Annotated in this window: 12 protein-coding genes; 4 read left to right on the top strand and 8 right to left on the bottom strand. The window is 66.1% G+C overall.

Annotation, left to right across the window (positions count from 1 at the left end; translation table 11 throughout):
- Window positions 1-15: 15 nt before the first annotated feature.
- The gene (locus NFE57_RS14945) at window positions 16-852 is read right to left on the bottom strand and encodes a fumarylacetoacetate hydrolase family protein (protein WP_252136393.1); all 837 of its coding nucleotides are present in this window, start codon (window positions 850-852) and stop codon (window positions 16-18) included.
- Window positions 853-875: 23 nt separating this feature from the next.
- Complete coding sequence (locus NFE57_RS14940; protein ID WP_252136392.1) at window positions 876-1,820, bottom strand: VOC family protein; 945 nt, start codon at window positions 1,818-1,820, stop codon at window positions 876-878.
- 247 nt (window positions 1,821-2,067) lie between these two features.
- Between NFE57_RS14940 and NFE57_RS14935 the strand changes: the two genes are divergently transcribed.
- Complete coding sequence (locus NFE57_RS14935; RefSeq protein WP_252136391.1) at window positions 2,068-2,499, top strand: carboxymuconolactone decarboxylase family protein; 432 nt, start codon at window positions 2,068-2,070, stop codon at window positions 2,497-2,499.
- On the opposite strand, the gene NFE57_RS14930 is transcribed toward NFE57_RS14935, so the two are convergent.
- The 3 genes from NFE57_RS14930 to NFE57_RS14920 are packed head-to-tail and all read right to left on the bottom strand — an operon-like array spanning window position 2,496 to window position 5,329.
- Window positions 2,496-3,020: a MarR family winged helix-turn-helix transcriptional regulator gene (locus NFE57_RS14930; protein WP_252136390.1), complete on the bottom strand. Its 525-nt coding sequence runs from the start codon at window positions 3,018-3,020 to the stop codon at window positions 2,496-2,498. The genes NFE57_RS14935 and NFE57_RS14930 overlap by 4 nt on opposite strands.
- Before the next feature lie 43 nt (window positions 3,021-3,063).
- Complete coding sequence (locus NFE57_RS14925; protein WP_252136389.1) at window positions 3,064-4,269, bottom strand: hypothetical protein; 1,206 nt, start codon at window positions 4,267-4,269, stop codon at window positions 3,064-3,066.
- Between the two features lie 31 nt (window positions 4,270-4,300).
- Window positions 4,301-5,329 (bottom strand): peptidyl-alpha-hydroxyglycine alpha-amidating lyase family protein, encoded by a 1,029-nt coding sequence (locus NFE57_RS14920; protein WP_252136388.1) that lies wholly within the window; start codon window positions 5,327-5,329, stop codon window positions 4,301-4,303.
- A 153-nt stretch (window positions 5,330-5,482) separates the two neighbouring features.
- Here NFE57_RS14920 and NFE57_RS14915 point away from each other — a divergent pair, with 153 nt between their 5' ends.
- From NFE57_RS14915 to NFE57_RS14905, 3 genes are read left to right on the top strand one after another with little or no spacing between them, the layout of a single operon-like run.
- Window positions 5,483-6,835: an MFS transporter gene (locus tag NFE57_RS14915; protein ID WP_252136387.1), complete on the top strand. Its 1,353-nt coding sequence runs from the start codon at window positions 5,483-5,485 to the stop codon at window positions 6,833-6,835.
- Window positions 6,828-7,637, top strand: a complete 810-nt coding sequence (locus NFE57_RS14910) for an amidohydrolase family protein (RefSeq protein ID WP_252136386.1) — start codon at window positions 6,828-6,830, stop codon at window positions 7,635-7,637. Before NFE57_RS14915 ends, NFE57_RS14910 begins: the two co-directional genes overlap by 8 nt.
- A gap of 14 nt (window positions 7,638-7,651) precedes the next feature.
- Window positions 7,652-8,098 carry a nuclear transport factor 2 family protein gene (locus NFE57_RS14905; protein WP_252136385.1) on the top strand — a complete coding sequence of 149 codons (447 nt, stop codon included), beginning with the start codon at window positions 7,652-7,654 and terminating at the stop codon, window positions 8,096-8,098.
- A 202-nt stretch (window positions 8,099-8,300) separates the two neighbouring features.
- Here the strand turns inward: NFE57_RS14905 and NFE57_RS14900 are convergent, their stop codons facing one another.
- From NFE57_RS14900 to NFE57_RS14890, 3 genes are all read right to left on the bottom strand, one after another.
- On the bottom strand, window positions 8,301-11,186 hold the full coding sequence (locus tag NFE57_RS14900) for a TonB-dependent receptor plug domain-containing protein (protein ID WP_252136384.1): 2,886 nt from the start codon (window positions 11,184-11,186) through the stop codon (window positions 8,301-8,303).
- A gap of 296 nt (window positions 11,187-11,482) precedes the next feature.
- Window positions 11,483-12,496, bottom strand: a complete 1,014-nt coding sequence (locus tag NFE57_RS14895) for an ABC transporter substrate-binding protein (protein WP_252136383.1) — start codon at window positions 12,494-12,496, stop codon at window positions 11,483-11,485.
- Between the two features lie 271 nt (window positions 12,497-12,767).
- A partial coding sequence (locus tag NFE57_RS14890) for an AMP-binding enzyme (protein ID WP_417439083.1) occupies window positions 12,768-12,976 on the bottom strand: 209 nt, incomplete at its 5' end.

The raw sequence follows: 12,976 nt of genomic DNA, 5'->3' as shown, positions 1-12,976 counted from the left end.
CCAAGGGAGCCGCCGCTAGACCACGCGATTGGTGAGCACGCCGACCCTTTCGATCTCGACGTCGACGCGATCCCCCGGCTTCATGAACAGCTGCGGATCGCGGCGAAAGCCGACGCCGCCGGGGGTTCCGGTCAGGATCACGTCGCCGGGCGCGAGCGGGGTGAAGGTCGAGATATAGGCGATCAGCGCGGGCACATCGAAAATCATGTCGCCGAGATGCGCGTCCTGCATCACCGCACCGTTGAGCCGGCAGCGGATGGCGAGCGACGCGAGGTCGCCAACCTCGTCGCGCGTCACGAGCCAGGGACCGAACGGGCCGGTGGCGGGGAAATTCTTGCCCGGCGTCATCTGCGTCGTGTGCTTCTGCCAATCGCGGACGCTGACGTCGTTGAAGCACGAGAAGCCGGCGACATGCGCCCATGCCGCCGCACGCGCGATGCGGCGCCCGGCACGGCCGATCACCACCGCCAGTTCGGCCTCGAAATCGAGCATCGCCGCCTCGGGCGGATGCTCGATCGCGGCGCCATGCCCGATCAGCGTGTCGGCGAAGCGCACGAACAGCGTCGGATGACCCATCTCCGGGTTGTGCGATTCGAGGCGGTGCTCGTGATAGTTGAGCCCGCAGCAGATGATCTTGGCGGGATCGGCGATCGGCGGCAGCAGCCGCACCGCATCGAGCGCCAGCAACGGCGCGGCGGGCGCCGCGGCACGCGCGGTCTCGACCGCCTCCTGCGCCAGCAGCTCCCGCAGCGACGCCACTCCGGGTAACGCGTCGCTCATGTCGCGGATCGCCGCACCCTCGACGATGCCCCAGCGTGCGCGGCCATGATGCGCGAAGCTTGCCAGCTTCATCGGCCCTCCCCTCCCTCTCGTGATCAGTCGTTGCCGCGAACGAAATCGGGCGCGCGGCGCCCGGCGGCGGCGGCATCGAGCCGCAGCGCGCGCGCCTCGGCGCGTTTCGCGTCGTCGAGCCACGCGCGCTCATGCCCCCAGAAGCTGGGCCCGTAATCGCATTCGAAGGGCGTCCAGTTCGCCGGATCGATCGAGCGCCCGCCCCAGCCATATTCGACCATGAAGCCCGAGGGCGTGCGCGCGTAGAACGAGGTCATGAAATCGTTGGTGTGCCGCCCCAGCGTCACACCCACCCGACCCTCGTCGAGTTGCGCGAGATCATAGGCCTGGCCGACGTCGTCGAGCGACTCGAGTTCAACCATCAAATGATGGAAACCATCCACGCCGGTCTCGATCGCGGCGAAGCTGTGGTGCCGATCGTTGAGATGGAAGAAGAAGGCCTTGAAGGGGCGCAGCGAATAATCGCTCAACCGGAAGCCGAGCAGATCGGTGTAGAACGGCAGAATCGTATCGAGCGACCGCGCCGTGAGCACGACATGCCCCAGCCCCAGCGCACCAGTGCGGAACCCGCTGATCGCGCGCGCGGGCACGAAGCGATCGGGCGCGGCGGCAGCGCCGTGGAAAAATTCGAGCCGGTTGCCGACGGGATCGTGCGCGATGACGAGATCGGTCACGCGTCGCCGTTCGGCCTCGAGCGCGGTGCCCGGCGTGACCCGATGGCCGCGATCGGCAAGCCGCGCCGCCAGCCGCGCCAGCGCCTCGGCATCGGCGACTTCCCAGCCCATCGCGCCCACCTGCTCGCCCTGCCCCGCCTCGACGAACAGCCGCCCGGCGCGTTCGTCGGTGCGCAACGCAAAACCCGTCGCCCCCCGATCGGCGATCTGCATGCCGAGCAGCCCCGTCGCGAAGCTGCCCCAGGTATCGGCCTGCGCGGTGGTGACGACGATATAGCCCAGCGACTGCAGCAAGACGGGCCCCTCCTTCGCGAACGCCGGACCAGCGCATCACAAGAACAATAGCAGCCTAGCTGACATTCGTCTATGTCGAATCGTGTTCGTTCTTATGACGGGGAGATCGATGACCGTGTCCGCAGCTTCAAAATCCCCACCGATCGGCCTCGGGCCCGGCCTCGACGGCGCCGACGCGGCCCAGCGACGCGTCGTCGATCGTATCACCGCGGGCCCACGCGGCTCGGTGCCAAGCCCGTTCCTCGCGATGCTCGATGCGCCGCGGCTGGCCGACGCGATCCAGGAAGTCGGGGTGGTGCTGCGCTTTCATTCGTCGCTGCCAGATACGCTGCGCGAGGTTGCGATCCTCGCAACGGCGGGCGCAGTGAACTGTGGCTATGAATGGAATTACCATGTTCCGCTGGCAAGGCGGGCGGGTGTCCCTGCTGCGGCGATCGCCGCGACGCGCACAGGCGCACGGGCCACGGAACTTGAGAAACCCACGACGACGGTCATCGCATTCTGCCGCGCGATCGCCACGCACGGGCAAGCGCCGCCCGCGCTGTTCGCTGCCATGATCGCGCAGGTCGGCCGCACCGCCACCACCGAGCTGATCGCCATCGCCGGTTATTATGCGCTGCTGGCAAATTTCATCAAAGCCGCCGGTGCCGACGAGGCCGTCGCCGACCGGGGTTGCTAAAGCCGCTGCACCCCGGCGCGGCTGTATTCCCGCGCGAATTCCTCGGCATTGCGGTCGCCGTCTCCGGCCGCGGCGCCCTCCATCGAGACGAGCAGCCGCGTCAGATGCTCGCGCAGGTCGGCCTGCGCGTCCGCATCGAGCACCTGCAACAACTCGTCCTCGAGCGCGCGTGTGTCCTTTTGCAGCTTCTTGAGCGTGTCCTTGCCCACCTCGGTCAGGGTGAGTTCGAGCAGGCGCTTGTTGGCGTCGCTGACACGCCGGCCGATCAGTTTTTTGGCTTCGAGCAGCGCGATCTGCTTGATCATGGTCTGCGGCTTGACGTCGTAGAGCCGCGCCAGTTCCGCCGACGACAGATTGGGGCGCGTCGACAAGGTCGTCAGGATGCGGAACTGCACCGCCGTCACATCCAGCGGGTTGAGCACCGATTCCAGCCGGACATAGGCCTTGTACTGAACCTGCTTGATCAGATGCAAAATCGACAGCGCGCTCGCGCCGGACTTGGGACGGACGGTTTTCCCCATCCGCCCTTAGTGTCCGATCGCAGCCAGACTGTCTAGCCGCGCGTTAGCCCTTGAGCCGCCTAGACGCGATCGCGGCGCCTTCGGCCATCGCCGCGAGCTTCGCCCACACCACTTCGGGATGGCCGACGCGCGAGCCGATGCCGCAATCGGTGCCGCCCTGGAGATTCTCCATCCCCACCAGCTTGCCGAAATTGACCAGCCGCTCGGCGACCAGTTCGGGATGCTCGACCAGATCGGTCATATGGCCGATCACCCCCGGACAGATGATCTTGCCGTCGGGCAGCTTGACGTCTTCCCAGATGCGCCACTCATGCGCGTGGCGAACATTGCTCGCCTCGAACGTGTAGCATTGCGCGTTCACCTTGAGCATCAGATCGACGATGTGCCTGAAGTCGATATCGTGGACGTGCGGGCGATGCCCGCTGCCCCAGCACATGTGGAAGCGCACCTGCTCCTCGGGCAGCCCCTCGAGCGCATGGTTGATCACCTCGACCGCGAATTCGAGATAGTCGCGATATTGGTCGATCGACCAATCGGGGTAGAACATCCAGCTCGTGGCGAATTCGGGCTCGTCGATCTGGACGATCAGCCCGGCATCGGTGATCACCTTATATTCCTCGCGCATCGCCGCGGCGACCGCCATCATGTAATCGCGCTCGTCCCGATAATGCGCATTGCGCGCGCCCGCGCCCGCGCTGAGCGGCCCGAGCGCGGCGATGAAGCCATCGACATCGCGCTTGCCCGCGAGCCCCTGCTGGAGCGCGGCGATATCCTTCGCGATCGCGGCGTGGCCGACATAAGCGAGCGGGCCGGTGCACACCTTCTCGGTGGCGGGCCGCTGCGGCGCCTTGCCCGGAGTCATGAAGCCCGGCCGCACCGGCCCGCCGGCGCCGGCGAACCACAGCCCCGATTCGTAGAAACCGGGGAAGTCGCGGCGGTCGCGCTCGCCGGGGCCTGCGCGCTTGGGCGCCGCATCGGGATCGCGCGGCAGCGTTTCCCAGCCGGTCACGCGGGCGGCGATGTAGCTGGTGTAGCTGCCCATATTGGCAGCCTTCACATATTCGCCGTCGTTGATGACGTCGACGCCGCACGCGATCTGCTTTTCGACCACCTCCTGAACCGCAAGCGGAAGCCGCGTCGCGATCGCCGCCTGATTGGCGTCGGCATCGACCAGCAGCGCGTCGAGATCGGCCGGCCGGGGCAGATTGCCGCCATGGGTCGTCAGAATATGATCCGTGGAACGCCGCATCGCTTTCTCTCCAAATGCATAGATGGCCGGATCAACGCCGGCGGACGAATTTCTGAATCTGATGGTCGCCATGGGCTTCGTCGACCCAGCCGGGGCGGATCGCGAAACTGTACGTCACTTCGGCGACATAGACGTCGCCGTGGCTGTCGACGGCAATGCCGTGGGGCGCAATGAAATTGCCGGGCAGATGCCGCGCGCCGGATGTAGCGCCCCAGCGATCGAGCACCCGGCCGTCGGGCGCGAGCACGCTCACGCGGCCCGGATGATCGACCAGCATCTCGCCATGAACGAAACTCTTCTTGCCCCTGGGCCGCCAAAGCTCGGCGACATAGACCAGCCCGTCGGCATCGATCGCCAGATCGCACGGCCGCTGGATATCGGTCCATTGGTCGAGATAGACGCCGTCGGGCGAAAAGAGCTGGATGCGATCGTTCTCGCGGTCGCACACCAGCACCCGGCCCGCAGCGTCGCAGCCGATGCCGTGCGGCAGATGGAATTCGCCCGGCCCGGTACCGATCTCGCCCCACGACTGGATCAGCGCGCCGTCCGCGGTGAAGCGATGCACTCGGCAATTGCCGTAGCCGTCGGCGACGTAAAGATCGCCGCTCGGCGCCACCGCGAGATTGCAGCACCGGTTGAACGGCCCGCCGGGATAGCGGATGCACTCGCAGGCGTGCACCTCATAGGTCGGCGTGGGGGCATAGCCCGTATCCGATGCCTGGCCGGGCACGCCCAAGGTCATGATCGGCGTGCCGTCGAGCGTGAAGACGCGGATCGAATGGTCGCCATTGTCGACGCAATAGACGCGGTCGTCGGGGCCGATCGTCAGCCCGTGCGCCATCGTGAAGATGTCGTCGCCCCAGGCGTGGCAGAAGGTGCCGTCGCGTTCATAGACCAGCACGCGATGCGGATGGCGGGTGAACAGATAGACGCGATCCCGCGAATCGACCGCCACGCCGGCGACGTCGCGGTGCGACACGCCCGGCGGCAACCGCTCCCAATCGGCCGCGACGTCGAACCGCGGCGCCATCCCCCCCGGCCGCGGCGCGTTGCTTTCCATCGTCGCTTCGACAATCACGCTGTACGACTCCGCCTTTCTCAGCCAAGCTGACATAATAGATAGCGTTTGTATATAGCAAATGGCATATGATAAAGGCAACTGAACGGATCGGCACGAAACCGGTCCGCCCCTGTCCAGCATGAGAGGATGCGCATGACGGAAACGTCGCCTCGGCCCACTGATGTCGATAGCTTCCTTGACGGCCTGAAGTTCAACCGCTTCCACCTCGTCATCCTGATCCTGTGCACGATCCTGACCGCGATCGACGGCTACGAACTCTATGTCGTCGGCTGGGTGCTGCCCGATCTGGCCGAGGATTTCGGGGTGCCGCGCACCGCCATCACCTCGGCGATGGTCGCGCAGCAGATGGGGATGCTGGTCGGCGCCTTCATCGTCCCGCCGCTCGCCGACCGGATCGGCCGGCCGCGCCTGCTGCTGATCTGCTTCGCGGGGATGATGCTGAGCGCGCTCGCCATCCTCACCACCCAGTCGCTCCTGCCCTTCACGATCTGCCGCTTCGTCGCGGGGCTGTGCGGCACGGCGATGGTGCCGATCCTGGTCACGCTGGCGTCTGAGACCGCTCCCCGACGGCTGCGCTCGACGATGGCGACGATCACGGTGAGCGGGACGATGATCGGCGCGATGATCGGCGCGCTGATGCAGGGCTTTATTCTCGAACCGTTCGGCTGGCACGGGGCGTTCTGGATTGCCGTCGTCTTGCCCGCGATGATGCTGCCCTTCATCTGGTTCATGCCCGAATCGCTGCGCGCGATGGCCGCCCGCAAGCCCGACGATCCCGCGATCCAGATCCTCGCGCGGCGGATGCAGCCGCGCGGCGCCGATCCGGTGACGATCATCGCCGCCCCCCGGACGGAAACCGCCACGCAGGCGCTGCTGTCGGACGTGTTCGGCCGTGGCCAGCGCATGAAGACCTTCCTCATGTGGGCGATTTCCATCTCGAGCTTCGTGTTCATCACCGCGGGAGTATGGAAGACGACGATCTTCAAGGATGTGATCGGCCTGCCCTGGTCCGAAGTGGCGCTGATCAACGGCACGAACACCGCCGCGGGCTTCGTCGGCATGCTCTGCATCGGCTTTTTCATCGACAAGCTGGGCTTCAAGCGGGTGATGGTTTCATCCTTCCTGCTCGCCGCGCTCGGCTGCGTGCTGATCGGCCTGCTCGCGCCGGGACCGGGCATGTTCCTCGCCGTGGTGATGATGGCGCTCTTCCAGCACGGCGGCCAGGCGGGCATCGCCGCGCTCGCCGCGTCGCTCTATTCACCGCGCAGCCGCGCCACGGGGGTGGGCTGGACCTATGGCGCCGGGCGTGTCGCCTCGATCTTCGCCCCGCTGTTCGGCACTTTCGTGTTGAGCGAGGGGATGGGGCCGGTGGGCATTTTCGCGCTGCTGGCGGTGCCTTTGGCCTCGGCGGGTCTTTTCACGCTGTGGCTGATGAGCCTCAAAGGCGCGCCCCGGATCACGCGCCCGGCGCATGGCCATGGATGACGCACCGGCGACGTCGCCCCCCGTCGTCGATGCCCATGCCCATGTGTTCACCCGCGCGATGCCGTTCGCGGCGACCGCCCACAGCCGGCCCGATTACGCCTATCCCGCCGAAGCCTGGCTCGCCGAGCTCGACCGGCACAATATCCGCTACGGCGTGATCGCGGCCGCGAGCCTGTTCGACGACGACAATGCCTATACGCTCGCCACGCTGGACGCCCATCCCCGGTTGCGCGCCACGGTGCTCGCGAGGCCAGAGACCGACGCGGCGACGCTGCGCGCCATGGCCGATCGCGGGGTCGTCGGCGTGCGGCTGATCTGGCGGCGCCAGTCCGACTTCCCCGACCTGACGGCGACGCCCTGGCGCGGTTTCCTGCACCGCCTCGCGGAGTGCGGGCTGCATGTTCAGTTACTCGCCGACAGCGCGCGCCTGCCGCTGCTGCTGCCGCGCTTCGCGGCAAGCGGCGTCCGGCTGGTCGTCGATCATTTCGGCGCGCCCTCCCGCGACGCGGCCGAGCGGCGGACCGGCATGGACGCCTTGCTGCGCGCGGTCGAACGCGGCAACGCATGGGTCAAGATCTCGGCCGGCTTCCGCCTGCCGTGGGACGTGGCGGCAGAATGCGCCGCGCGGCTGCTCGCCGAGGCCGGGCCCGAGCGATTGCTATGGGGTAGCGACGCGCCGTTCGTGAACCATGAGCGGACCACCGATTATGCCGACGCGCTGGCGCTCTATCGCCGCCTCGTGCCCGATGCCGCGGCGCGCGGCGCGATCGATGCCGCGGCGCTGAAGCTATATTTCACCTGACGGAGCCGAACGACATGAACCGACGCGAACGCGCCATCGCCACCGCCGAACTCGAGATGGGGCTGGCTGATTTCTGGCACGATGTCGACACCAACTGGGGGCGCCGCGCCGGCGATTATTATGCCGAAAACGGGGTCTATCGCTCGGGCAAGCTCAACCTGGTCGGACGCGACAGGATTCAGGAATTCTACGGCTGGCGCGAGGCGCGCGGCGCGCGCGTTGCAATGCACGGCTTCAGCAACTTTCGCGCCGAATTCGACGGCGCCGGCGGCGCCACCGCCACCTGGTACATGCTGCTGTGGGCGGCCGACGGCGAAGCGCCGCTGGAAAGTACGGCGCCGACGCGGATCAGCCGCGCGACCGAAACCTTCCGCTGGGACGACGACGCGCAGCGCTGGCTGTGCACGCTGCGCGAATTGACCAATCTGTTCCGCGGCGGCGCGCAGTTGAACTTCAGCTAGAGTCGGTCCGGTTCCAATAAACCGGATCGACTCTGGATGATCTTTTGTTGGCCGTGATTGCCGCGTCGCCAGATGATTCCCTCTGGCTCGAAATCACGCTAGCGCGTTGTGGCGCCGGGTGGGCTCGCCCAACCGCGCGCCTCGGCCACAAAAAGGGGGCGCCCCGCAGGAGACGCCCCCCAAACCGTCTGACAAAGGGCCTTCAGAGCCGGACGCGAACGCCCGCCATGAAATTGCGCCCGACCTTGTCATAATATTGGCCGTTCACCGGGCCGTTGAGAATGATGTACGGCGTCGGGGGCGGATCCTTGTCGAGCAGATTGTTGATCGCCCAGAAGAATTCGTACTTCTTGCCTTCGCCGGCGAAGATTTTCCCGAACAGGTTGAAATAGGTCACCGCCGGCACGCGATTGTCGTTGATCGTGTTGGTCGGCAGCGTGTTGTAGGTCACGTCCTGCACGCCCTTGCTGACGTAGATCGTCTGCAGCGTCAGTTGCCAGCCGTCATTGCCCAGCGTCTGCGAGAGATTGCCGCGGAAGGTGGGGATCGCGCCCAGATTGGCCCAGCCATTCTCGCCCGCCCGATCGACCGGCGCCGCACCGGTGCCCGAATCGACATAGGCATGGAAAATATAGGTGCCGCTCGCCGCAATATTGTAGTTTCCGCCACCGCCCAGAAAACCGACGCGCGTGTTGTAGCTGGCGGTCATGTCGATGCCTTCCTGCTTGAAGGCGCCGACGTTGAGCGACCCCGTGAACAGGCCGGTATGGATACGATCGTTCGGATCGGGCGTGCTGGTATCGGGGCCGTAGCTGAACAGATTGCAGAAATATTGCTCGCCCTGCCCGCACAAGGTGGCGATGTTCACCGTCGACAGGTTGGTGATCGCGTCCCGGATGTCGATATGATAATAATCGATCGACAGGCCCAGGCCACGCAATGCGCCGCGCCCGCGATAGGCGACGCCGGCGGTTAGCGTGTCTGCAAATTCCGGCCCGACATTGGGATTGCCCGCGCTGGTGTTTTGCGGGATCGCGGCATTCTTGACCGTGCCGTCGACCAGCAGCGTCACGTTGTTGGTGACGTTGCCCCCCGGGCTCGCCAGTTCGTTGATGGCCGGCGCGCGGATATCGCGCGATCGCCCGATGCGGAAATTGAGCCCGTCGACCGGTTCCCACACCGCACCGATCTTCCACGCGGTCTGCCCGCCGACGGTGCTGTAATCGGCGTAACGCACCGCGCCGTTCAGATCGAGATTGTACAGCAGCGGCATGTCTCGCGCCAATGGCACCGACAGTTCGACATAGCCTTCCTTGACGTCGAAAGCGCCCGAATAGGGCGCCGCATTGCCGGCGGTGAGATACCCGTTGGCAGCGGCGATCGGATCGGTCGTGAGCTTCTGCGTCTCGCGGCGATACTCCCCGCCGAACGCGACCGCGACCGGGCCGGCCCAGGTATCGAACAGGTTGCCGACCATGTTCGCCGCCACGGTGACCTGATCGTATTTCACCTTGTTGAGGCCATCGCCCCAGACATATTCATACGCTTCGCGCGACGGGCTGCCCTCGCCGAACAGATTGAGCGGCTGACAGCCCGCTGCCGCCGGGTTGTTCAGGAGCACGCCGCGACACACGATATCGCCGGTTGCCGGATCACGCACCGCATCGAGCGCAAAGTTGAGGTTCGCGGTAATCGGGTTCTTGTAAGGACGCGACCGGTAGTAATTGGCGCCGTAGGACGCGTGCGTATCCCATTTCCACGAGCCGCCCATCTTGCCTTCGAGGCCGACCACGACATGCGGCGTCTCGTTGGTGATCTCGTAGACGTTGTTGGGGATGTCGTACGCGATCCGGCTGATGTTGAAGCTGGCGATATCGGCCGGCAGCAGATCGAGAACCGACGTCGGGATGAAGGCATTATCGCGCCGGAAGGTCTGGCTCGCCAACCGCAAGGGAACACCATCCAGCGTCCCGACCGATTTCGACCAGCCGCCCTCGATATAGCCCGTCAGACGATCGGAGAAGTCATAATAGAGGCTGGCATAACCGGTGAACCGCTCGACCGCGGGGATAAGATCCGTGTTCTTGACGATCGACGCGCCTTCGCCGCCGACCATCGTCGAACCGCCCGAGATCGACCCGCGCTCGAAGGGACGCAGCGATCCGTCCGGGTTGAAAGTCATTCCGGTCAGGCCGGGCAGGTTGTTGACCGTAGCGCCACTCGTGGTCCGGCCACCCAGGATCACCCCGGCCTGACCCAGATTGTTGTGGACATGCGGCGCCAAAATCAGCGCGGGCTGACCGTTGACGGCGCGCTGGCCGTTGCTCACGATCAACCACTCCTCGCGGCCCCAATCGCGCGAATAGATGTCGGGCACGCCCGTATTGTCGGAATAGTCGGCGCTGACCACGAAATTGCCGCGCCCCTCGTTGAAGCCGACCCCGCCGAGGAAGCCGCCGCGGATCGTGCGATAGTCGCCCTCCTCCGAAATGCCCGACTGGCCGACCATCTCGAGCCCTTCGAACCGCTTCTTCATGATGATGTTGACGACACCCGACACCGCGTCGGAACCGTAGAGCGCCGAGGCGCCGCCGGTCACGACATCGACGCGATCGATCATGATCGTGGGAAACAGATTGAGATCGGTGGTCGTCGGCGTGCCGAGATTGCTGGCGGGCGCGAACGGCACCACGCGCGATCCGTTGACCAGCACCAGCGTGCGCTGACCGCCCAGCCCACGCAGATCGGCGGTCGCCTGGCCGGGGCTCGCGGTGTTGGTGGCGTTGGCGCCGGGCGAGCGCGTCGCCTTGAACGCCGGATTCTGGTTGAGCACTTCCATGACGGTGGTCACCGCCTGGGTTTCGATGATATCGGCGCCAATCACCTGGGTCGGCGTCGGCGCCTGCAGACCGTTCTGCGCGGTGCGCGATGCGGTGATGACAATCTCGCCGCCCTGCGGCGCATCGGGCGCCGGCGCAGCATCCTGCGCCAGCGCCGGACCGCCGACGACGGCCGCGGCGGTTAGCGCCGACGTAACCATCAGACGATGCAGCCACGACGCGGAACGGCGGTTGCTCAAACGTGCCATCTAGACCTCCCCTGATCGGCGAACCCGGGCTCCGGCTGATTACCGTTACGCCCCGGCGAATGTGCCTGTTCTCGTTGTTGGACCGCCAGCGCATCGGGCCTTCCGAACCCGGGCAGGCGGCTTGCTCACTCTAAACTAACGAACGTCGCTTGTTTATGACACATAAGGGCATATGTACAAGCCTAAAATTGTCCTATGATGAATAGCGTTAGCTATTGTTGAAAATATCCGTGGCCCGAAGATGGATCGCGCAGGGCACGCAACCCGCTTCGCACCGGCCGGCCAGCGCTGCCTCGTCACCGTGCACCACCGGTCGCACGCCCGTGCCGCGCTTCCGCGTACACACTGGTGTCGATCAGCGTCGCAAGCGCGGCGCGCGGGCGTGGCGAGCGCCCATCCTGCGCCGCCAGCCATTGCTCCTCGGCCACCAGCACGTCGAGCAGATCGTCGGGCAGCGCTGCGGGAAAGGAGAGATAGGGCCACGAACGGGCGAGTTCGTCCGGGGTGAAGCCCCCCCGATCGCCGACCAGTGCCTGCGCCACGGCCGGATCGCGGCGCAGCGCGTCGCTCGCCTCCAGCACCGCCCGCACATAAGCGACGATCCGCCGCCGCATCGCCGGGTCGGCGAGGTGCGCGGCGGTGGTGTTGAGGTTGAACAATTCGCGATAGACACCCCTGCCCTCGAAGATCGCAACGTCATCGCCCAGCGCACGCTCGGCATTGACGCCGTGCGGCTCCCAGATCGCGACGGCATCGACCTCGCCCCGCGCAAGCGCGCCGGGCATGGCCGCGATCGGCGTGATGCGCACCAGATCGACATCCTCCACGCTCAGCCCGGCCCCGGCGAGCATCCGCGCGACAAAATAGCCCGACGACGTGGTCGCCAGCGCCGCGATCTGCTTGCCCTTGAGATCGGCAAGCCGCGCGATCCCCGCCGAGCGGCGCGCCACGATGCGATAATGACCTTCGGCGACGGTCAGGATGATACGGAGATCGGGATGCGCGACCGAATAGCGCAGCGCCTGGGTTTCGGCATGCGTCGCGATATCGGCCACGCCGCCATCGCCCAGCCCCGGAACCGGCGCAGCGCCCACCAGATTGGCGATCCCGCCGTTGGCCACGATCGCCCCGGCCGGATAGTAATCGCGCGCGGCAAGCAGCACGGGCGCGATCTCCACCGTGGCGGTGCTGCCATAGACCGCCAGCGGCGCCACGCCGTCCGCAGCGCGGTGCGCGCCGGGGGCGGCACACCCCGCCACGAGCGCCAGCACGATCGACACGACAGCGATGCGGCGCAACCGGCCCGACATGGACACATCACCCTATTAACAGCCAGGGTGACATCATGCCGCCTCCCGACGCCGACGCAACCGTAATTTATAAGTTAGGGTGATATTTAGAGTCGATCCGGTTCTCATTGAACCGGACCGACTCCGGATTATCTTTTGTTTGCCGCGACTTCCGAATCGCCAGATGCTCCCATCTGGCGCGAAATCACCCCAGCGAAAAGAGGGGGCGCCGGATGCGACGCAGCTTGAATCGCCGCCAGCACATATCAGCTAGCCGTCGCTGAGGCCTCGCTCACGATCCCACGCGGTTTGCGACGAGATCGTCGACGACGCTGGGGTCGGCGAGGGTTGAGGTGTCGCCGAGGTTGGTGGTGTCGCCCTCGGCGATCTTGCGCAGGATGCGGCGCATGATCTTGCCCGAGCGGGTCTTGGGCAGGCCGGGCGCGAACTGGATCGCATCGGGGGTGGCGATCGGGCCGATCTCCTTGCGCACCCATTGCG

Source organism: Hephaestia sp. MAHUQ-44, from assembly GCF_023806085.1.
Lineage (GTDB): Bacteria > Pseudomonadota > Alphaproteobacteria > Sphingomonadales > Sphingomonadaceae > Sphingomonas.
This window is presented reverse-complemented; position numbering and strand designations above follow the sequence as displayed.

What these genes read in the sequence shown, in the direction of transcription:
- NFE57_RS14945 (WP_252136393.1), bottom strand. Translation starts at nt 852, where the DNA reads ATGAAGCTGGCAAGCTTCGCGCATCATGGCCGCGCACGCTGGGGCATC.
- NFE57_RS14935 (WP_252136391.1), top strand. Translation starts at nt 2,068, where the DNA reads ATGCTCGATGCGCCGCGGCTGGCCGACGCGATCCAGGAAGTCGGGGTG.
- NFE57_RS14930 (WP_252136390.1), bottom strand. Translation starts at nt 3,020, where the DNA reads ATGGGGAAAACCGTCCGTCCCAAGTCCGGCGCGAGCGCGCTGTCGATT.
- NFE57_RS14925 (WP_252136389.1), bottom strand. Translation starts at nt 4,269, where the DNA reads ATGCGGCGTTCCACGGATCATATTCTGACGACCCATGGCGGCAATCTG.
- NFE57_RS14920 (WP_252136388.1), bottom strand. Translation starts at nt 5,329, where the DNA reads ATGGAAAGCAACGCGCCGCGGCCGGGGGGGATGGCGCCGCGGTTCGAC.
- NFE57_RS14915 (WP_252136387.1), top strand. Translation starts at nt 5,483, where the DNA reads ATGACGGAAACGTCGCCTCGGCCCACTGATGTCGATAGCTTCCTTGAC.
- NFE57_RS14910 (WP_252136386.1), top strand. Translation starts at nt 6,828, where the DNA reads ATGGATGACGCACCGGCGACGTCGCCCCCCGTCGTCGATGCCCATGCC.
- NFE57_RS14905 (WP_252136385.1), top strand. Translation starts at nt 7,652, where the DNA reads ATGAACCGACGCGAACGCGCCATCGCCACCGCCGAACTCGAGATGGGG.
- NFE57_RS14900 (WP_252136384.1), bottom strand. Translation starts at nt 11,186, where the DNA reads ATGGCACGTTTGAGCAACCGCCGTTCCGCGTCGTGGCTGCATCGTCTG.
- NFE57_RS14895 (WP_252136383.1), bottom strand. Translation starts at nt 12,496, where the DNA reads ATGTCGGGCCGGTTGCGCCGCATCGCTGTCGTGTCGATCGTGCTGGCG.